Origin of the sequence: Chryseobacterium sp. MEBOG07 (assembly GCF_021869745.1) — a bacterium.
GTDB classification, from domain to species: Bacteria; Bacteroidota; Bacteroidia; order Flavobacteriales; family Weeksellaceae; genus Chryseobacterium; species Chryseobacterium viscerum.
Genome location: NZ_CP084579.1, coordinates 750,174 through 771,611, shown reverse-complemented (window position 1 = coordinate 771,611; position 21,438 = coordinate 750,174). Strand labels below are relative to the sequence as shown.

Annotated in this window: 18 protein-coding genes; 7 read left to right on the top strand and 11 right to left on the bottom strand. The window is 36.7% G+C overall.

Annotated elements, in window-relative coordinates:
- Nucleotides 1–142: 142 nt before the first annotated feature.
- The 8 genes from guaB to LF886_RS03495 form a co-directional block, all read right to left on the bottom strand.
- Nucleotides 143–1,603, bottom strand: coding sequence for an IMP dehydrogenase (gene guaB / locus LF886_RS03530; protein ID WP_236852748.1), 1,461 nt, complete (start codon nt 1,601–1,603; stop codon nt 143–145).
- 185 nt (nt 1,604–1,788) lie between these two features.
- Nucleotides 1,789–2,295 carry a DUF4252 domain-containing protein gene (locus LF886_RS03525; protein ID WP_236852747.1) on the bottom strand — a complete coding sequence of 169 codons (507 nt, stop codon included), beginning with the start codon at nt 2,293–2,295 and terminating at the stop codon, nt 1,789–1,791.
- A gap of 10 nt (nt 2,296–2,305) precedes the next feature.
- Nucleotides 2,306–3,109 (bottom strand): GIN domain-containing protein, encoded by an 804-nt coding sequence (locus tag LF886_RS03520; protein WP_236852746.1) that lies wholly within the window; start codon nt 3,107–3,109, stop codon nt 2,306–2,308.
- Nucleotides 3,106–3,561, bottom strand: a complete 456-nt coding sequence (locus LF886_RS03515; RefSeq protein WP_236852745.1) for a DUF4252 domain-containing protein — start codon at nt 3,559–3,561, stop codon at nt 3,106–3,108. Before LF886_RS03515 ends, LF886_RS03520 begins: the two co-directional genes overlap by 4 nt.
- An 86-nt stretch (nt 3,562–3,647) precedes the next feature.
- The gene (locus tag LF886_RS03510) at nt 3,648–4,286 is read right to left on the bottom strand and encodes a hypothetical protein (RefSeq protein WP_236852744.1); all 639 of its coding nucleotides are present in this window, start codon (nt 4,284–4,286) and stop codon (nt 3,648–3,650) included.
- Between the two features lie 27 nt (nt 4,287–4,313).
- A complete protein-coding gene (locus LF886_RS03505; protein ID WP_236852743.1) occupies nt 4,314–4,769 on the bottom strand; it encodes an RNA polymerase sigma factor in 456 nt (151 codons plus the stop codon).
- Nucleotides 4,770–4,867: 98 nt separating this feature from the next.
- Complete coding sequence (locus tag LF886_RS03500; RefSeq protein WP_236852742.1) at nt 4,868–6,028, bottom strand: GlmU family protein; 1,161 nt, start codon at nt 6,026–6,028, stop codon at nt 4,868–4,870.
- A gap of 278 nt (nt 6,029–6,306) precedes the next feature.
- A complete protein-coding gene (locus tag LF886_RS03495) occupies nt 6,307–6,558 on the bottom strand; it encodes a type B 50S ribosomal protein L31 (protein ID WP_103231275.1) in 252 nt (83 codons plus the stop codon).
- Nucleotides 6,559–6,741: 183 nt separating this feature from the next.
- Here LF886_RS03495 and LF886_RS03490 point away from each other — a divergent pair, with 183 nt between their 5' ends.
- The 5 genes from LF886_RS03490 to LF886_RS03470 all read left to right on the top strand — a co-directional run bounded on the left by LF886_RS03490 (nt 6,742) and on the right by LF886_RS03470 (nt 11,857).
- Nucleotides 6,742–8,151: a hypothetical protein gene (locus LF886_RS03490; protein ID WP_236852741.1), complete on the top strand. Its 1,410-nt coding sequence runs from the start codon at nt 6,742–6,744 to the stop codon at nt 8,149–8,151.
- Nucleotides 8,151–8,477 carry a nucleotide pyrophosphohydrolase gene (locus LF886_RS03485; protein WP_236852740.1) on the top strand — a complete coding sequence of 109 codons (327 nt, stop codon included), beginning with the start codon at nt 8,151–8,153 and terminating at the stop codon, nt 8,475–8,477. The genes LF886_RS03490 and LF886_RS03485 overlap by 1 nt, the downstream gene beginning before the upstream one ends.
- A 69-nt stretch (nt 8,478–8,546) precedes the next feature.
- Entirely contained in the window at nt 8,547–9,770 is a 1,224-nt protein-coding gene (locus LF886_RS03480; protein ID WP_236852739.1) for a 3-phosphoshikimate 1-carboxyvinyltransferase, read from the top strand.
- A 77-nt stretch (nt 9,771–9,847) separates the two neighbouring features.
- Nucleotides 9,848–10,525: a hypothetical protein gene (locus tag LF886_RS03475; RefSeq protein WP_236852738.1), complete on the top strand. Its 678-nt coding sequence runs from the start codon at nt 9,848–9,850 to the stop codon at nt 10,523–10,525.
- Between the two features lie 420 nt (nt 10,526–10,945).
- A complete protein-coding gene (locus LF886_RS03470) occupies nt 10,946–11,857 on the top strand; it encodes a phosphatidylinositol-specific phospholipase C (RefSeq protein ID WP_236852737.1) in 912 nt (303 codons plus the stop codon).
- Between the two features lie 217 nt (nt 11,858–12,074).
- Here LF886_RS03470 and LF886_RS03465 read toward each other — a convergent pair whose 3' ends face one another.
- From LF886_RS03465 to LF886_RS03455, 3 genes are all read right to left on the bottom strand, one after another.
- Nucleotides 12,075–13,901: an alkaline phosphatase gene (locus LF886_RS03465; protein WP_236852736.1), complete on the bottom strand. Its 1,827-nt coding sequence runs from the start codon at nt 13,899–13,901 to the stop codon at nt 12,075–12,077.
- A gap of 156 nt (nt 13,902–14,057) precedes the next feature.
- Nucleotides 14,058–15,566, bottom strand: a complete 1,509-nt coding sequence (locus LF886_RS03460) for a RagB/SusD family nutrient uptake outer membrane protein (protein WP_124536659.1) — start codon at nt 15,564–15,566, stop codon at nt 14,058–14,060.
- A gap of 26 nt (nt 15,567–15,592) precedes the next feature.
- Nucleotides 15,593–18,481, bottom strand: a complete 2,889-nt coding sequence (locus tag LF886_RS03455; protein WP_236852735.1) for a SusC/RagA family TonB-linked outer membrane protein — start codon at nt 18,479–18,481, stop codon at nt 15,593–15,595.
- 394 nt (nt 18,482–18,875) lie between these two features.
- Here LF886_RS03455 and LF886_RS03450 point away from each other — a divergent pair, with 394 nt between their 5' ends.
- Both LF886_RS03450 and LF886_RS03445 read left to right on the top strand, forming a co-directional pair.
- The gene (locus LF886_RS03450) at nt 18,876–19,664 is read left to right on the top strand and encodes an SDR family oxidoreductase (RefSeq protein WP_236852734.1); all 789 of its coding nucleotides are present in this window, start codon (nt 18,876–18,878) and stop codon (nt 19,662–19,664) included.
- Nucleotides 19,665–19,733: 69 nt separating this feature from the next.
- Entirely contained in the window at nt 19,734–21,422 is a 1,689-nt protein-coding gene (locus LF886_RS03445; RefSeq protein WP_236852733.1) for a hypothetical protein, read from the top strand.
- The last annotated feature ends 16 nt before the right edge of the window (nt 21,423–21,438 follow it).

Here is a 21,438-nt window from a genome sequence, read left to right as displayed (position 1 = left end):
ACACAAAATACAACCAAATAAACAATTCAATAAAATGAAAATTCAAACTAATATATTTTAAATCAAAACATTAAAACAAAATCATAAAATAAAAAAACCGCACTAATTGTGCGGTTTTTCATATAAAAATTCAATTATAATTTTATAAAGAATAATTCGGAGCTTCCTGCGTAATAATGACATCATGCGGATGAGATTCTTTCAATCCACTTCCTGTAATCATTACCAATTTAGAATCTTTTTGCAGTGTCTCAATATCTTTAGATCCACAGTATCCCATACCTGCTCTCAGACCTCCTGTCAACTGGAAAATTACATCTTCCAATTTTCCTTTATGAGGTACTCTACCTTCGATTCCTTCCGGAACGAATTTCTTAGCTTCACTCTGGAAATATCTTTCTTTACCTCCTCTCTTCATTGCCGAAAGACTTCCCATTCCCTGGTAAGACTTGAATTTTCTTCCCTGGAAGATAATTTCTTCACCCGGAGCTTCATCTGTACCAGCTAAAAGTGAACCTAGCATTACTGCACCTGCCCCACTTGCAATAGCTTTAACGATATCTCCTGATAGTTTGATTCCTCCATCAGCAATTACCGTTACATTTTGAGACTTAGCATATTCGTAAACGTTATAGATAGCAGATAACTGAGGAACTCCTACCCCGGCAACTACTCTCGTTGTACAGATAGAACCTGGACCAACACCTACTTTAAGTACGTTTGCACCTGCTTCAATAAGGTCTTTTGCAGCTTCTGCAGTAACAATATTCCCTCCTACAATATCAAGGGTCGGATATTTCTTTCTGATTTCAGCAATTTTATCAAGAACTCCTTTAGAATGACCGTGAGCAGAATCAATTGCTACAATATCAACTCCGGCTTTTACCAAAGCTTCAATTCTTACCAATGTATCTTCTCCTACACCTACTCCAGCTCCTACAATAAGACGACCATTTTCATCTTTATTTGCGTTCGGGTATTCCAATTGATTGTCAATATCCTTGATCGTAATTAACCCTACAAGTTTATTATCTTTATCTACAATAGGAAGTTTTTCAACTCTGTTCTTAAGAAGGATTTCTTTTGCCTTTTCAAGGTTGGTATTTTTGTCAGAAGTGATCAAATTTTCTTTTGTCATGATCTCTTCTACTTTCATATCAAGATTTTCCTGATACTTTACATCTCTGTTGGTAATAATTCCGATCAGAACATTATCAGCATTCACTACTGGAAGTCCTGAAATTTTATATTTAGACATCAATGCTTTAGCTTCAGCTAAAGTATGGTCTTTGGATAATGTTACCGGATCAGAGATCATTCCGTTTTCGGAACGCTTCACGCGGTTTACCTGAGCAGCCTGCTCATCGATCGTCATGTTTTTGTGAATAAAGCCTAAACCTCCGACTCTTGCTAAAGCAATTGACAGATCAGCTTCAGTAACAGTGTCCATCGCAGCGGAAACTATCGGAACATTCAGCGTAATTTTGTCGGTAAGTCTTGATTTTAATGAAACCTGGTTAGGTAAAACTTCTGAATAAGAAGGGACTAGAAGAACGTCATCGAAAGTGATGGCTGTCTCTACAATTTTGTTATGAATAGACATCTTTACTTTCTTTGCAAAATTAGGTTATTTTAGTGAGATATGAAAATCCTTTTTAATAGTTTAAATAAAATTTAATAATCAATAACTTAAATCGAAAAAACCGTTCTTTTTATAAGAACGGTTACGGTACAAAATAATTGAATATGTTTGAAACTACTTGCTAGTTACTACATTAAAGGTTTTAATTAATTATTAACAGAAATGGAGTTGATCATTTTGGAAATATCATTAGTCGTAAAATTTCCTTTCACATCAACAAAAACCATTTCATGATTATTGGATCCTACGGTAAGCAGCATATTTTTAATAACATCTCCTTCTTGTTTTACCCTTACATTGATATTATCTCCGTCATGCTTTATGGTAGCCCATTCCTCATAATGGTTATTATTCAGATATTGGGTATAATCATTAAGCATTTCCTGGCTCCCATTGGTTACGGTAAGCACTTTTATCTTAGAAGCCTTCTTTACCAGATTGATGGTCTCCTCACTTTCTCCTTCTTCCCTTAAAGCTTTTTTAATATAAGATTTAGCCAAAACCATGGGTACATTAATACTTGCAAACCGAGCCCCCTTGAAATCATACTTTGAATTTTGAAAAAAGTCAATGTTCGGTTTTTCTGACACAATGCATGATTGAAGCATTCCTATTGTCAGAATAGTAAGGAAAATGTTTTTAAGAGTCTTCATAGTTTAGTTTTTATTTGATTTGTCTGAGACTTCCTCCCGAAACTTTATCTACTTTGGCATCCAGCTCTGGATTTCCTCTTAGTTTTACGGAAGCTCCTGAAGAAACGCTTACTTTTAGCTTATCAGTCACCAACAGAGAAAGACTTGCTCCTGAGGTAGATTCTGCCACTGCTGTAGCAATCTTAAGGTCGTCTGCTTTACAAGATGCTCCACTGCTGATATCAATCACTGCGGAAACCGCTTCCCCAGATAAGCTCACACTTGCTCCACTTGAAATATCTAAAGCCAGCTTCTGTGTTGTAAGTTCAGTATTCAAAACAGCGCCTGAACTCACAGTAATAGCAGCAGCTTGTTTGGCATTGAAAGTTCCTTTGATAATAGAACCCGATTCCGCATCAATCTCCATACTATTTTCCGTAACAGGATTTACTGCTGTAAAAATACTTCCTGATGAAGTTTTTATACTCTGAAGATTAGGAGCAGAAACGTTAACATTAAGGTTTTTAAACCTCAGGTTCCGAACTCCTTTATTATCTACATAGATTTTTAATACTCCATTTTCTACCTTAGTGATGACATATTGAAGTTTATCTGCATCAGCAATCACTTTTACACTTCTTGTATTTTCCTGCTTGAAGGTCACATTTACACCTACACTGGCATCTATTTTAGAAAATTCACCTACATTTCTGTTGTCTCCGTTCAGGTAAGAAGATGTATTACCAGAAGTAAGGTCATTTCTCACGGAAGTTGTAACAGAAGAAGTGGTTGTTTCACCAGAATTAATGATCTTATTGACATCCGACAATTTCATTTTTCCGTTGAGAATAAAATAATATTCTCTTCTTTAGAATCAACATTGAAAACCAGATTTTCCAGATAGTTATCTTTTTCATCTTCAGCCAGAAACTTCATGGAAGTTCCATCACTGCTCATAGACATCAACTCATTGAAGTTAAGAGATTTCAAAGCCTTATTTACTCTCTCCGTTTTGTCCTCGTTCATTTTTATATTGGCTAGATTTTCATCTTTTAAACGATCCGGAAAGGTGATTTTTGGGATAATCAGAATTTTAAGACCATCCACCTCGTTCAGAATAGGTTTTATTTTTCCGATATAGGCATCATTCACATCTATTGTATTCAATAGTTTGAACATTGGTTTTTTGATATTGATAGAGGTTACTCTTCCATTTTTTTCAAAATCCTGAAAAAGCTTGTCCAATTTCTCAGTTTGTGCAGAATAAGTTGCAAAACTGCTTAGCATTATGGCTATTATAAAAAATATTTTTTCATGGGATTGGTCTGATTTTTAATATTCGCTGTCAAGATTTTCATTTTTTTGAGAAGATGCTACTGTTTTTTAAACTCATTTCCTAATTTGATAAAGGAGTATCTGGTAACATCTATGGCTTCTTTTTCACTACTGATTCTTTTACCGTTTACAATCACATAAGAGTCATTGTACGCAGCGGCGGAATCGTTTACATTTTTGTTGTTTGAGGAATTGCTGACGTATCTAGGTCTCATTTCCTTTTTGAGTCTTCCTCTTTTTGGCAGGATCTCGTCCATTACATCTTTTTCTGCTACCTGGTTATCCTGAAAAACAGAATCTTTTTTCACTCCGGAAATAGAGTCTGTGTGATTCACGGCAACCTGTTCCTGGTGGTCACTGTTTTCTTCAATAAATCCGGACTTCTGTTTTAAGATTTCATCTTTCACCAGTTTTCCTTTGTCCTGTACTTCTGTACCGGAGTTATTATTCAGAAAGAATCCGATTCCGAAAACCAGCATTACACTGGCGGCCATCCAGAACCATTTAGGAAAAGAGGGCTTTTTCTTATCTTCCAATGGAATAATAGGTGCAGTATTCTGTTCAGGTTCCGCACCTTCTGCAGTCTGAAGAAAATCTTCAAAGCTCCAGTCCATTTTTTCTTTCTTGATATCCCCGAAGATTTCGTCGTATTTATCTTGTAATTGATCTTTTTTCATAGCTCATCAGTTGTGAGATTTGTTCTTTTACTTTTGTCTTGCACGCATAAGGTTTACCCTTACTGCATTTTCCTCCATTTCCAGCATTTCAGAAATTTCGGAAACATCGTATTCTTCTACATCTTTCAAGTGGATGACCATCTTTTGTTTCTCCGGGAGCTGATTGATAAATCCTATAATATGTTCCTTAAGGTTATCAACTTCCATACTATAAAGCTCCGAGCGATGAAGCTGCATATCCGCAAAGCCTATCTTGACATCGTGGTGCTTCAGCCGGTTCAGGCATTCATTCCGGACAGACTTCAGCGCATAGGACTTAAAATTTCCAAATTGCTCAAGCTCATCCCTCTTCTGCCAAAACTTTATCATGAGATCCTGTACTACATCTTCTGCTTCATCACTGCTCATGACAAACCGCTTCGCAAAACGATACATCTCGTCTTTGAGAATAAACACCGTATTCTTGAAAGTTTCTTGGGTCATGAGTTTTGTTTCTTATAGGTAAGACAACTGCCGTTTCAAATCTATTACATCAAAAATAAAAAAACTTCAAAAAAATTGAAGTTTTTATTTTTATAGAATTAATACGTATCAAAAATATGTTTTAAAATCGCCTTATCTTCTTCCGTTAAAGCCACCTTTCTTCTGGCCATAGCCCTTTCAGCCACTTCATACACTTTATCCAGCTTAAATCTTTCATCATCTTTCAATCCGCCCCATGAAAAGTTTTCCACAAGATTGGGTGGAAAGCCTGGTTTGAATATATTAGAAGCGACACCAATTACGGTTCCAGTATTCAACTGGGTATTGATGGCTGTTTTGGAATGATCTCCCATAATCAGACCTGCAAACTGTAAACCGGTATCTTCAAACGCCTTTATTCTGTAGTTCCAAAGTTTTACGGGGCTGTAATTATTTTTAAGATTGGAAGAATTGGTATCAGCACCGAAGTTGCACCACTCTCCTATTACAGAGTTTCCGATGAAACCTTCATGCCCTTTGCTAGTATATCCGAAAATGATAATATTATTCACTTCCCCTCCTACTTTACAGTGAGGTCCAATAGTGGTTGCTCCATAAATTTTGGCTCCCAGATTAAACTTAGAATCTTCTCCAAGTGTAATAGGACCTCGAAGATGGCAGCCTTCCATCACTTCGGCATTTTTACCGATATAGATTTTACCGGTTTTGGTATTCAGTGTGGAAAATTCAATTTCAGCACCTTCTTCAATAAACAAATCTTTTTTATCTCCTAAGAAGCCATTTGTTGAGGACAATTCCTGTGAAGTTTTTCCTTTGGTAAGCAATTCAAAATCGAAATCAATAGCGTGATGATTATAAGAAAATAAATCTTTCGGTCTTTTAAAGAAAATAAGATCTTCCTTAATATCCGTCATTTTTTCAATCTGATTCAGAGAAAAATCTTTCATATTGATTTTAGCAGCGATCAATTCGTCTTCATAAACCAACGCTTCCCCCGGCTTAAGATCTTTAATCTGCTGAATTACAGTTTCCGTAGGCAGAAAGTTCGGAACTAAAAAGAGACTTTCTTTTTCATCCGGACTTTTAAATTTATCCTGAAGATACATTTCTGTGAAATAAGACACTTCTGTGTTTTCCAGGATTTTCTGCCATCTCTCAGAGAATGTCAGGATTCCGCATCGCATTGCAGCAACCGGGCGGGTAAAAGTAAGTGGAAGAAAGTCTTCCCAATATTGTGCGTCTGAAAATACTAATTGCATTTTTTAGAAGTTAAAGATTAAAGGTTGGAGAATAGAGCCTGAGGTAAAGTTCAATGAAATGAACCTGCAGATTCTAAATTCTTTCTAAACAAAAATACAAAAAGATGTGGGAAGTTGGGAAATGTGGAATAAGTTTTGGCTAAAGCCAATGAATAGAATTTTTTATTTTATTAAACGGGCTAAAGCCCGTTCCTATTGAATATCAAGCAGGGCCTTGATTTACATAAAAAAAGTCTTCCAAAGATTGGAAGACTTCTATATTTTTAAGGATACAAAAATTACTTAGCGAATTTTTTGTATTTGTTCATGAACTTATCAACTCTACCAGCTGTGTCAACTAATTTAACTTTTCCTGTGTAGAAAGGGTGAGAACTAGAAGAGATCTCCATTTTGATTAGAGGATACTGCTGTCCTTCATACTCGATAGTGTCTTTTGTTTCCGCAGTAGACTTGCAAAGAAACACCTCGTCGTTACTCATATCTTTGAAAACAACAAGTCTATAATTTTCTGGGTGGATTCCGTTTTTCATAATACTATTTTTAAAAAAATTAAGTTTGCTTCCGAAATAGTAATGGATATTTCTCTGCTAAATTTTAGGTTGCAAAAATACAACATTTTTTCTAATTTCCAAATACTCAATTCATTTTTTTTTCTTGATAAGAAATTTAAAGTATTTTCGTTAAATTTGAAACCTACTTAAACTTTAATTTCAATGAAATTCAAATTATTACTGGCTTTTTCCTTCTGGATGTTACTGATAGTAGTATCGTGTAATAAGGATGATATTACGTTTGACAGCCCTACACAGGAGCTGAGGTTTTCAAGAGACACCGTATTCTGTGATACGGTATATCACCAGGTACGTTCAGAAACATATGTTGTAAAAGTATATAATAATGAAGATAAGGATATTATGATCCCAAGAGTAAATCTTGAAAAAGGAGCTGCTTCATTATATAGAATCAATGTAGACGGAAAACCTGGATATGATTTTAAGAATGTTCCTCTAAGAAAGAAAGACAGCCTTTATATTTTTGTTGAAATTGCTCCTACAGCTACCGGACCTGAAGCTATTGCTGAAGACAAAGTTCTTTTCACTGGACCTACGGGACAGCAGCATGTGACTTTATTTTCTGTAGTTCAGGATGCTGAATTTTTTATTCAGACTCCCGGGAACCCGAATGTAATTACCAATTCTACAACGTGGAATAACAATAAAGCAAAGATCATCTACGGAAACCTTACCATCAATCCAAGTGTAACTCTTGATATAAATGCTGGAACCAAAGTATATTTCCACAAAAACAGTGGAATGAAAGTTTCTTCCGGAGCGGTCTTAAATATCAACGGAACAATGGCCGATCAGGTTATTCTTCGTGGAGACAGAAATGATCCTTATTATGATACCATTCCTAAAAACTGGAATTCTATCAAAATGGAAGCAAATTCTACTCTTAAAATGAACCATGCAAGACTTTTCGGAGGAACGAGAGGGCTTGATATGAGACAAACCAATGCTACTATTACCAATTCATTCATCCATACATTCTTTGAATATGGAATTTACGCAGTAGGTTCTACCGTGAATGCCAATAACCTGGTGATGAACAATTGTGGTTTATCATGTATCGGAATTTTCCTGGGTGGAAAACACAGCTATACCCATGCTACCATTGCAAACTATTCTAAAACAATGAGTTCTTTCGACAGAGCAGGAATTTTTGCAGCCAATGAATGGAAGAATGATGCAGGGCAAACACAGCAGGGAGCTCTACAACAGCTTAACATCAAAAACAGTATTGTATATTCTGACAGAGATGATGCTGTTCATTTTGAAGCAACCCCTGGACAACAGTTTGAGTTCTTACTTCAAAATTCACTCATAAAATATACCAGCGCTACAGGTGCAGGCTTCACTTTTGACAATAATCCAGGTGTAGTACAAACAACAAAGAATACAGATCCTCAGTTTGTCAATTATTTCATGGCTAAAATGAATTTAAGAGTAAAATCTACTTCACCAGCTATAGGAAAAGGGAATGCGGCTGTTGCAGCAACCGTACCTTTCGATATTGTCAATGTATCCAGAACGACTAACCCAACTCTAGGAGCTTATCAATAATGGAAATTACCCAGTTACAAAAACAAGTCGATGAATGGATCAAAACCATTGGGGTAAGATATTTTAATGAGCTTACCAATATGGCGATGCTGACAGAGGAAGTAGGTGAAGTGGCAAGAATCATTGCCAGAAGATATGGTGAACAAAGCGATAAGGAAAGCGATAAGAATAAAGATCTTGGTGAAGAACTTGCAGATGTACTTTTTGTAACATTATGTCTGGCCAACCAGACCGGGGTAAATCTGCAGGACGCTTTTGACAGAAAGATGAAAATAAAGACTGACCGGGATAAAGACCGGCATCAGAATAACGAAAAACTTAAATAATTATAAATGATGAGTTGGAATTATCAATGAATTGTAAACTCATCATTTTTAAATATAATGTAGATCATAATGAAGCTAGAAAAATCAAAATTATTAGGAGGAAAAACAGTACAGATCAGCGGTTCGAAAAGTATTTCGAATCGTTTATTGATTCTGGAAAGTTTGTTTAGCAATATAAAAATCGGAAATTTATCCAATTCTCAGGATACACAGCTATTGAAAAAGGCATTATCTGAGGATACGGAAGTGGTAGACATTCATCATGCGGGAACGGCAATGCGTTTTCTTACTTCTTATTATTCTATTCAGGAAGGGAAGACGACTATTCTTACCGGATCTGGGAGAATGAAAGAAAGACCGATCAAAAACCTGGTAAGTGCTTTGAGAGATCTTGGAGTAGAAATTGAGTATATGGAGAATGAAGGTTTTCCCCCTTTAAAAATTATAGGAAAAAAGATTACTCAAACGTCTGTAAATGTTCCGGCAAATATTTCAAGCCAGTTTATCACGTCTCTGCTTCTTGTTGCTGGAAAACTGGAAAACGGACTGGAAATTAATCTTGTAGGGGAAGTTACATCAAGGTCCTATATTGAAATGACTCTTGATATTCTTACTAAGTTTGGGATACAAAACAGCTTTGAAGGAAATACAATCAAAGTACACCCTTTCACTCCTGACAACAATGCTGAAGTAGTACATTATGAAGTGGAGAGCGACTGGAGTTCGGCTTCTTACTTCTACTCTATCTGTGCATTAGGAAGAGAAACGATTCACCTGAAAAGTTTTTACAAAGAATCAACGCAGGGAGATTCTGCAATTGCCAATATCTATGAAAAGTTCTTTGGAATCAAAACAAGTTTTTCTGAAGACGAACATAAACTCACTCTGGAACCTCAGCCAGATTTTTCTTTTCCTGAGAAAATTGTTTTGGATATGAATAACTGCCCTGATATTGCACAGACTCTTTGTGTAACAGCAGCAGCCTTAAATATTCCTTTTGAGATTTCCGGATTGGGAACATTAAGAGTAAAGGAAACCGACAGACTTCTTGCATTATATAATGAGCTTAAAAAACTTGGTACTGTAACAGAAATTACGGATTTAACCATTAAATCTATCAGTTTTGGAGAACCGGAAGACGATATTTCGATCAAAACGTACCAGGATCACAGAATGGCAATGAGTTTTGCTCCGTTTAGTCTGATTAAAGAACTTAATATTGAAGATGAAGATGTAGTAGAAAAGTCTTATCCAATGTTCTGGAAAGATCTTGAAAATATACTGACCCATTAATTTCAGAATATAAGAATGTGGTAATTTGAAAATGATTTTTATTTCGGATTTCCACATTTTAATTTTATATAATAACCATGAAACATTGCTTTTTCTTTTTGTTTGTTTTATCTGTTTCAAGCTTATCTGCCCAGAATCTGAAAAGTTTTTCGGTTCCGAAAGGGTATACTCAGATTGCAGAAGCCAAAGGTGATCTTGACAAAGATGGAAAAGATGAAATTATCCTGATATTTAATACGGATATAAAAGCATCAGACATGCAAAACCCGGAAGGTACAAGTGACTACCAAAGGGTTTTTTATATTCTGAAAAAGGAAAACAGCGGTCTAAAAGTATGGAAAGAAAATTCTGCCATTCTTTTTTCAAGCGGATTCGGATTTTATCCTTCTGATAATACTCTTGAAATCAATATAAAAAATAACTGTCTTACTATTGAACAGCAGTTTTTTACCAATTCCAGGCATACCCAGCAATATAAACATACCTTCAGATTTCAGAACGGAGATTTCTATCTGATAGGTTCATATGATCATTTTGAAGACACCTGTGATTTCAGTTTTACCAATGAAATCAATTTCTCTACAGGAAAGGTTATTGTTGACAGAGAATATTCATCCTGTGATGATGAAACTAAAGTACCCGAAAACTTACACAAAGAATTTACCCATAAATTCCCGCTTATTAAAATGAATGATTTCTTTATCGGAGATCACAACTTCAGACTTCCCGGGCTGAAGGAGGATTTTGTTTTTTAGGATGGAAGATTGAAACTGAATGCTGGATATTACTTTTTGCTTATTTTTAAACGCAAAGTAAAATAATTCTATCGTCATATTAAAGTAAGCTAAGAGGCCGACATATGTCGTTGATGAAGCTGGATTTTATGTATTCGTTTAGAAAAAATCAATTTCATTGATTTCATCTTTGCTCACTCTATATTTCCAGAACAAAAAATAAACTTTGCGTTAATAAAAATCTATCTTCCAGCTTCCTGACTTTATACCAACTTAATTATCTATTAAAGTTAAATTAACTCCTCATGTTTTGATATATTCTTATTTTTAAGCTGCATTAAAAAATAAAAAAACTATGTTCAAACAAAACATGAAACGTTTTACAGCCATCACTCTTGGGGTTGTGACTGCGTCTATCTTTTTTCCTGTTCAAACGACAGCATGATGGAAAGAGATTCTAATGAAACCTCTTCAATGTCCTTAGCAAAAGTAAGTAATAAGACTTCATTACTGCCTATCACAATGAATAGCTGGATGTCTGGTCTTCAGGATAATATTTCTATTTCAAAAATTTCCATTCCCGGAACTCATGATTCCGGAGCACGTGTAGATGCCCCTGTTGTATCAGGTACGGCTAAAACTCAAGACCTCAGCATTGCAGAACAACTGAATGCAGGAGTACGTTTTCTGGATATCCGCTGCAGACATATTGACAATGCTTTCACTATTCATCACGGAGCGATTTACCAAAATCTGAATTTTGATGATGTATTGAATGCGTGTTATGCCTTCCTTAACAGCCATCCGTCTGAAACGATTATTATGTCTGTAAAGGAAGAATATGACGCTTCAAACACAACCAGAAGTTTTGAACAGACATTTGATTCTTATGTACAGAAAAACTCTTCTAAATGGGATCTTGGAGCCAATATTCCTACATTAGGTGCTGTGAGAGGAAAGATCAAGTTATTAAGAAGATTTTCTTCAGGAACAACTAAGGGAATCAACGCTTCTCCTTGGGCAGATAATACGACATTTGACATCAACAATTCCGGTGTACAGCTGAAAGTTCAGGATTATTATAAGGTAACGAACAATGATGATAAATGGAACGGAATTTCCAGCCTGCTTAATGAAGCAAAAAATGATAGCAATGGTAAACTTTTCGTGAACTTCACCAGCGGATATAAGCCTGGAATCTTCGGGATCCCAAGCATTCCGACGGTATCCAACAATATTAATCCAAAACTTAAAACATTCTTCCAAACAAATACTCACGGATCATATGGAGTAATGCCTATTGACTTTGTGAATGCTGAGCTGTCTGAGCTCATCGTGAAAACCAATTTCTAATTTATTATTTGTTAGATATATCCATAGGCTGTCTCTCTTGTTGAGGCAGCCTTTTTGAATTTTGTTCTGCCTTTATTTCTCGCAGATTTTGCAGATAACGCAGATTATCCACAAACACCTGCTTAATCTGGGAAGCCTTAAATTAATACACAAAAAAAGGCTGTTTCCATAACGAAACAAACCCTCTTTGTAAAAGTAAAAGTATTAAAATTAAAAGCTATTTTTTAATTCCGTAAGCCTCCAATATTTTATTGAAGATCTCTGTATTTTCAAACAGTCCTGTGAATTCTTTGGAATTCGGTCCGTAAGCAAAAACACTTGACGGAATAGAGGTATGATCGTTGGTACTGAAATTTCCGAATACCCAGCCGTCTTTCAGGCTTCCATCCAAAAGAGTTAAGCCTCCTGTTTCATGATCTCCTACAACGATTACTAAGGTTTCTTTATTCTCGTCAGCAAATTTCATCGCCTTACCAACGACATGATCAAAATCCAGTAATTCTGTAACCAGCTGTTCGATGTTGTTGCTATGCCCTCCACCATCAGTCTGAGAGGCTTCTATCATCATAAAGAATCCTTTTTCATTCTTCTTTAAATCATTTAAGGTAAGATCGAATGCATCAGCAAGCCAATTTCCTCTTCCGTTGGTGATTCTTTGTGAAGCCAAAGGGTCAATAACCAGAGTACGGTTGTTTATTGTAGTCACTGATTTCAGATCCTGATACAAATCAACTTTAGCCTCTTTAAATTTCTTCAGATTTTCCTGAGATAATCCACTTGTAGGACCACCAATCAGAATTTTCGTTTTTGAAGCCGCAAAATCTTTCAGAATAGGTTCTGAGCTGTTCCTGTTATCAGAATGTGCGTAGAAGTCAGCAGGAGTAGCATCTGTAACATCTCCTGTGGAAATCAATCCCGAAACCATTCCTTTCTCAGCGATAATATCAGGAATCTGTGCCAGTGCTTTCCCCATATTATCAACTCCTACAAAAGTGTTTTTGGTCTTTACACCAGTCGCAAATGCTGTAGAACCCGGTGCTGAATCTGTAATGTAAGCATTGGATGAATTGGTTTTGGAAAGGCCTGTGGATTTCATGTTGAAAACATTCAGCTTCCCTTTATTGGCTGTAAAGGCAGCATAATATTGAGGCAAAGAAGTTCCGTCCGGGATAAGGAGGATAACATTCTTTACTTTTTTCTCCACTCCGTCTGATTTATAAGTCGGTGTATAAGTGCTGTACTCTTTTGTATTTTTATAAAAGTTTTTCGGAATAGCATTCGTGAACTTTTTAAGATCCGGAATGTGATCAGTATTGATATAATCTACTCCCAAATCCATAAAATTTACCCATGCATTCGGAAAGTCCGGAGCCCCATAAAAACGAACAGGCTTTTGCTGGGAATGTGCTTTTTCAACGGCCGTTTTAATCCTTGCCGTTCCTTCGTCTCTAGGAATTCCTTTTCCATTCCATTTTACCAATCCCGGAAGGTCTGCACTGAACATACCAACTCTTTTCAATTGGTCTGCAGAATAGCTTTTATCAAGATCTCCATCAAAGTAAAGATAGTTCGGATAGTTTTTAAAATCTCCCGGCTGAGGTCTGTCTCCAGTAATCACAATTTTAATTCCTGTGTTTCCTGTAATCTCGGGATATTTCTTTAATGTACTGACCAAAGCTGCCAGTGATGTTTTATAATCTTGCTTAATATCAATCAGCAGCTGCAGTTTTTTGTTGACATCCGGATAGATATTCCCTTTGTTCAGCTTGATCTGTTTTGAAATAGGATCAAGATACAAATTTTCCAATGTTCTGTCCGCAGAAAGTTCTTTGTCAGTATGAGCTACCCAAAGTTGATCCTTTACCAGAAAAACATCTGCCTCGATGGAACCAAAGTTGGCATAATAAGCCTCCCAAAAAGGGATCTCCTGCATATAATCATTATGTGAATGTGCATTCCCTACATTGTAATGTAAATAATTCTGTGCCTGATTTTTGGAAAAAACAGCCAAGGCCAGTATAGCCCATATTTTTGATAATTTCATTCGTATATCTTTATTATTTATGGATTGAAAGGAACGCCTAACATCCATATCGATGTATGTCTACATTTGCCATGGACGTTTAATAATCCCTTTGAAAAAACTATATCATCACAGAAATCTCTGCAATGATATAGTGACCCATAATAAGGTTAAATTTTACCAGCCTTCATTTTGTTTGATGATCCCATGACTGTTTACGATTTCAGCCTGAGGAACTGCCCAAACATTATGTACAGCTGGATTAAAGTTTCTTGCTGCCCAGACTACCTGTCCATTGATACCGTGCAGAGGCTTGGCATACGCTGCCTGTGCATCTCCCCAACGTACAAGGTCTCTGTGTCTGTCTGCCCATTCACCTGCCAGTTCACAACGTCTTTCATGTTTCAGATCTGCTATTGTACATCCGTTTTTCGCAGACAACCCGGCACGTACTCTGATCATATTGATCTCCTGATCTGCAGATTTCCCCTGCATCAATAAAGCTTCTGCTTTGATAAGAATTACCTCAGCATAACGCATGATCGGAACGGCAAGGTCTGTACATGGATAATCTCCGTTAGCACTCACGTGACCGCTGTTCAATTGATATTTGAAGGCATCCATATATTTATTGAACTGGTATCCGGTAAGAGAATTGCTTGAAGCATATGTTCTTTCCTTTCCATTAAATGTAAACTTGTCACCTATTTTCAGGATGGTAGCACTTCTTCTAAGGTCTCCTGCTTCGTATTCGTCAAATAGCTCTTTAGTTGGTTGAAAATACCCCCAGCCGTTATATTCTCCCCATCCTTTATTTTCAAGCATTACTCCTGGAAGAATACTTCCCCATGCGGTAAACTTAGGCGTTCCAGGGATAGACCAGATATATTCTGAGCTGTAGCTGTTTTCAGCCTTGAAGACATCGGAAAAATTGTTCAGAAGACTTCTGTTTCCTTTCGTCATTACTTCATTAGCCCAAAATTCTGCATTCTTCCAGTCTTTCATAAACAGATATACTTTTGCCAAAAGCGCCCATGCAGCAGCTTTATGAGGCCTTCCATAATCTTTTGCAGGAAGCTCTGCCTGAGTAGGTAATAATTCTGCGGCTCTTTTCAGGTCGTTTACGATGTAAGTATAATTTTCCATCACGTTTGCCGCTCTCGGAATCGGGTTTGGGTCAGGATCTTTTGAACGGTCGATAATAGGAATCCCTGCTTTTTCATTCCCGTAAGAATAGGCAAGTTCAAAATACATTCTGCTGCTCATGAACAAAGCTTCTCCAAGATATTTGTTTTTGATAGCCTGTGAAGTCTGGATATTATCAATATTACGGATCACACGGTTGGCAACTCCGATTACGTTGTATCTTTTGTTCCACTGGGTTTCAAGATCTCCTGCAGCGATGTAATTGCTGCTGAAATTTTTTGCATTATCCGCTTCACTTTTCGCTCTTCCGGTCACCATATCATCACTGGCATTGATAAACCAGAAAAGACCTCTTCCATAAAATTCTCCGTCGAATAAAGGCTTATACATGGCGTTTGCCCCGGTAATCAGATCATTCTCTGTCTTCCAGAAACTGGCTTCGGTAGGGGTACCTTCCGGCTGAACATCCAGCTCTCCTGTACACGATAAAAGCATTACGGATATTCCTGAGATTAAAAATATTTTATTGAATAATTTCATTTTTTTACTTTTTGTTGGTTAAAAAATTATAAACCGATCTCCACCCCAAAGATGAATGAACGTGCCTGAGGATATCTTCCGGTATCTACACCATAAGAATTCATTCCTACTTCAGGATCAAATCCTGTATATTTCGTTATCGTAAACAAGTTGTTGGTCGTCATATACACTCTCACTTTGTTTACATCCAGCTTGCTGTAAAGCTCTTTCGGTAATGAATATCCGATAGTAAGGTTCTTCAGTCTTAAATATGATCCGTCTTCTACATAGAAATCCGATACTTTGGAGTAATTACCGCTTGGATCTCCGTGTACCAGCCTTGGAATATCAGTATTCGTGTTCTGAGGCGTCCATGCATTCAGGATATCTCGGTCCATATTATAGTTTTGTCCTGTTCCACCTGGGTTCAAAGAAATAAACTTCATTCCGTTGAATATTTTATTTCCGTATACTCCCTGGAAGAATAGGTTCAGATCAAAGTTTTTCCACGTCATATTGTAAGAGAATCCGTAAGAGAATTTAGGATAGGGGCTTCCAAGATTGACAAAGTCATTATTATTAAGCACTCCTGTATTTCCTTCTTTTTTCAGGAATTTGATATCTCCCGGTTTAGCATTCGGCTGGATAAGGTTTCCATTCGCATCTTTATAATTGTTGATTTCTTCCTGAGTCTGGAAAATTCCTCCGGTCTTATAGCCATAGAAAGAATATAGAGGATCACCTACTTTTATACGGGTTGGTTTCAGTACTCCCCTTACTCCATTGTCGTTGATAAATATCTCATCTACATTAGCTAACTGCTTTACCGTATTTTTTAGTTGACTCATTGTCGCTCCGACAGAGAACGTAAAATCACCTGAAACTACCTTGTTATAATTGATCCCTAATTCATACCCTTTATCCTGGAACAATCCTGCATTTACATACTGATTATTATAAGTTGCCGTACTTGGTAAGCTTACGTTGAATATCTGATCTTTGGAATTCTTTATGAAGTAATCGAACTGTAAAGAAAGGCTGTTGTGAAAGAATGAAGCATCCACCCCAAAGTTGGTTTGCTCAGATTTACCCCATTTCAGATCCGGATTGGGACGTGTAGTGGCATAATACGCAATATTCTGAGAAGGATCCTGACCGAAAATAACATTATTATCTCTCGTCATCAATGGATTCACAGCTTGTGGTGAAATTCCTCCAAGGTTACCCAGAATACCATAACTTCCTCTCAGTTTTAGACTTGAAAGCCATGAAATTTCCTGCATAAAGTTTTCTTTCGAAACTACCCACGCACCGGAAACCGCATAATAGTTTGCAAATCTGTTTTGTTTTGCTACCAGTGAAGAACCGTCTCGTCTTCCCAATAAACTTACAATATACTTTCCTGCATAGTCGTAATTTACTCTCGCCAGATAAGAAACCAAAGATTGTTTGAATCTGTAACTGGAAACATCTTTATTGGTATCCGCAGCATTCTGAAGGTGTTGGAAAACCTCAGCTTCACTTCTGAAATCGTAAGATTTTGCTACAAAACCATCATCAATTGTTTTCTGGAAAGTAAACCCTCCAAGAAAATCAAAATTATGCTGCCCGGCAGAAATTTTATAGGTTAACAACTGCTCTGCAAGTGCTGTAGATGAATTGTTAGACTGGTATTCTAGATTATTGGTATCGAAAATTTTTCCTACTTCCAAAACCCTGTACGTAAAGTTTTTTACATCCCCCAGCTTAAACGTCTGTGAGAAGTTGGAACGGAATTTCAAATCTTTTGCTAAAGTAATTTCAGCATAAGGATTAATTAAAATCTCATGAGTAGGATTTCTAATGCTGATCCTTTTAAGATAAGCAACCGGGTTGATCATATCTCCGTAACCTCCTGCCACATCAATCGGCAATCCTGAAAAAGCACCGTTGGGAGTATATACCGGAACATTTGGCGGATAATACATGGCGGCTACTAAAGCTCCCGTATATCCACTTTTTGTATCGGCTGTATTTCCGTCAGAGTAATTATAATACATATTTTCTCCAATCGTCAACCAGTCTTTTACTTTATGTTCAGAGTTGACTCTGAAATTGTATCGTTTTGCCTGAGTATTCAGTAGGATCCCTTCCAGACTTCTGTGGTTCATTCCCACAAAATATCTGGATTTTTCACTTCCTCCGCTTAGGTTGATATTGTATTCCTGAATAGTTCCTGTCCTGAAAATTTCTTTCATCCAGTCTGTTCTGGTAATTCTTCCGTCAGGATATTGGTTAGGGTTAAAAGCTATTGGTAAGCTGCCCAGTTTTCCGGCATTTTCATAGGCCTTGTACATCACATCCTGGAATTCAGCCGCATTCAGAGATTCTTTCAGTCTCCATGCCTGATTCACTCCGTATTTAACATCAAAATCTACCGTAAGATTTCCTTTTTTCCCTCTTTTAGTGGTAATAAGGATAACCCCTCCGGAAGACCTTGCCCCATAAATCGCTGCAGAAGCATCTTTAAGTACAGAAATATCCTGTATATCGTTGGGATTAATAGACGGTGTTCCGTTAAAAACCACTCCATCTACCACATAAAGAGGAGTTTCTCCATTGATTCCTCCCAGACCACGAATATTTACCTTAGGTGCTCCGTTAGGATCTCCACCTTCGTTCACTACAGTTACTCCGGGAGCTTTACCCTGAAGAACTTCTCCTACCCCAGACAGAGACCTGGAAGTAAGCTTATCCAGTGAAGCCTCCGAAACAGCGCCGGAAACTTTACTTTTTTTCTGTGTTCCGTATCCTACAACAACAATCTCGTCGATGGATTTTTCTTTTAAGCTGTCTTTTTTCTGAGCGAGGAACATCGGTGAAGCTGATATTGCACCAATAAGTAATACCCTACCCGTTAAATAAGTTACTGAGACAGGGATTTTAAATACATTCATGATATCCTTTTTGATTAGGTGCAAAATTAGATCAGTTCGCTCCCACCACTCATTAAGGTTTCCTTATGTTTTTATTAAGAAATTTTAGCTTTTTACAGACATCACCTACCACACAAACAAGTTAAAACTATAACAATCAATAACATATGTAATTAAAAGTAATCATTCCGTTGATATTCTATGCATGATTGAGATTAACTTTATTTTAAGTTTATCATCCCTTGAAAAAAATATCAAAACAAGCATTTAAGCCATTTCAGAAATAATAAGTGGCAGAGTTCCTATTTCTTTTTTTACATTTGCTGAAAATAGATTTTACTTTTGAACACAGATCTGAAAATGATCTGATGGATGTCAGAAGAAAAATAAAAACAATAAAAATCATACGAATTCAATGACCATCATCATTACAGGAACCTCATCAGGAATCGGGTTTGCATTGGCCGAATATTTTGGAAAAAAAGGGCATAAAGTATACGGATTAAGCCGAAAACACACAGAAAGCCAATACTTCAGGTCTATCCCTACTGATGTTACCGATAACACTGCTGTTCAGAATGCTATTGCTGAGGTTTTAAAAACAGAAACCAGAATTGATGTTCTGATCAATAATGCCGGAATGGGAATGGTAGGTGCTGTGGAAGATTCCAGCAAAGAAGATATTTTAAAACTTTTCAGTCTGAATCTTGCCGGACCTGTACAAATGATGAGCGCTGTTCTTCCGAAAATGCGTGAACATAAATTTGGAAAAATCATCAATGTATCCAGTATTGGAAGTGAAATGGGTCTGCCTTTCCGTGGATTTTATTCTGCTTCAAAGTCTGCTCTGGATAAAGTAACGGAAGCGATGAGGTATGAAGTATATCCATGGAATATTGAGGTATGCTCACTGCATCTGGGAGATATCAAAACCAATATTGCAGAAAACAGGGTTATAGCACAGGTTTCACAACCGTATAAAAATGTTTTTGACAAAGTTTATGCGCTGATGAATTCCCATGTAAATGATGGAACTGAGCCTTTGGAAGTGGCAGAATACATTGAAAAACTTTTAGCAAAAAATAAATGGAAAGCTCATTATTATTTTGGTAAATTCGGGCAGAAAATCGGAGTTCCGTTGAAATGGATTCTTCCACAGGGAACTTATGAAAATTTGATGAAGAAGTATAATAAACTGGACTAGTTTCAGTTGTATAGAAAGCTAATTAATAATATAATTTGTAAGCCATTAAGAAGTATTAAGTGGTAAAGAATGAGTAAGGCAAGCTTTGCTTTAAGTTTTATCTTATCATTACACTTAATTTCGTCACTTGTCTATGGTGTAGATACATTTGGATTGAAACTGTTTCTGAAAATATTTTTTGTACTGTTCTGCGTTTTTACACAAGCGCAGAAGAAGCAGTATTGGCTGATTGATACAGAAACCAAGATCAGAAAAAAAGTGAAGGATTCCACTTCTGCCGTAAAGTTCTTGGACTCATTGGCCCAGAATAATTATTTCTTTACCAAACTGAAAGATGTAAAAATAAAAGGCGACAGCACCGAAATTTTCTATGATAAAGGGAAGAATTTTAATCAAACTTATGTCAGCCTTACCGATTCTCTTGTTCAGAAGCTAAAGATTCAGAAAGATTTTTTTACTAAAAATTTAGATTCCACCAAGAAAAGCATCAACAAAACTTATATAGATGACGGGTATTCTTTCAGCAGAATAAAATCTAAATTTAAAGGTCAGAAAAACGGTTATCCAATCGTAGAACTTGACATCAACAAGAATGATAAAAGAACGATCAATAATTTTGTCGTTAAAGGATATGAAAAAGTTCCCAGAAGATTCATCAAAAACCTGGAAAAGGAATTTAAAGGTAAAAATTACGATGACAAAAACCTTCTGGCCATCAATAAAACTTTTCAGAGCCATCCCTTCCTGACTCTTGAACGGCAGCCACAAACCTTATTCACAAAAGATTCTACGAGTATTTACCTGTTTCTGGAAAAGAAAAAGACCAATACCTTTGATGGGGTAATTGGTTTCGGGAACGACAAAAGCTCTAAGTTTACGTTAAACGGTACGATGAATGTGAATTTCAGGAATATGTTCAACGGTTTTGAAACCGTCAATTTATACTGGCAGAGAAACCCTGATAAAGGACAGAATTTTGATCTCCAGGTAGATATTCCATACCTGTTCAAATCAAATGTCGGCATGAATGCAAAAGTAAATATCTACCGACAGGATTCTACATTTGCCAACGTAAAATTCCTTCCGGCCTTTTATTACCATATCAACAACCGAAATAAAATCGGTTTAAGGGCAACTTTGGAAAGCTCAACCATTATTGACACTCTGTACGTTCAGGGAAAAGATTATACCAAAAATGGGATCGGGATATGGTTTGAAATGACCGAGCCTACCGATATTGACCTTTTCCTTTATAAAACAAGGATCAATGCGGGATATGACTTTTTAACAACAACCTATTCTAAAAATAACATCAAAGCTACCCAAAACCAGTTTTATTTCTTTGGGGAACATAATTACCATATTTCGGGGAACCACTTCCTGAACATTAAGGCGGAAGGCGCCATGATGGATTCTAAAATAGAATTCTCTGCCAACGAATTATACCGTTTCGGGGGCTGGAACTCCATGCGGGGATTCAATGAGAACTCTCTCGCCGCCGATTTTTATTACTATGGAGGTTTGGAATACCGGTATCTGATCGGTAATCAGGCCTTTTTCGACCTCTTTGGGCAATACGGACAGCTCAATAATAAATCGCTGAAAGTAAAGCCTAAACTCTACAGTGTGGGGCTTGGTTTTAATTTCTTCATTCCTATCGGTCTGATGAGTTTCCAGCTGTCTAATGGTAACGAGTTCGGAAATCCTTTTAAGTTTAATGATATCAAAATTCACTGGGGGATTCTGAGCAGGTTCTAGAAATACAGCAAATTTT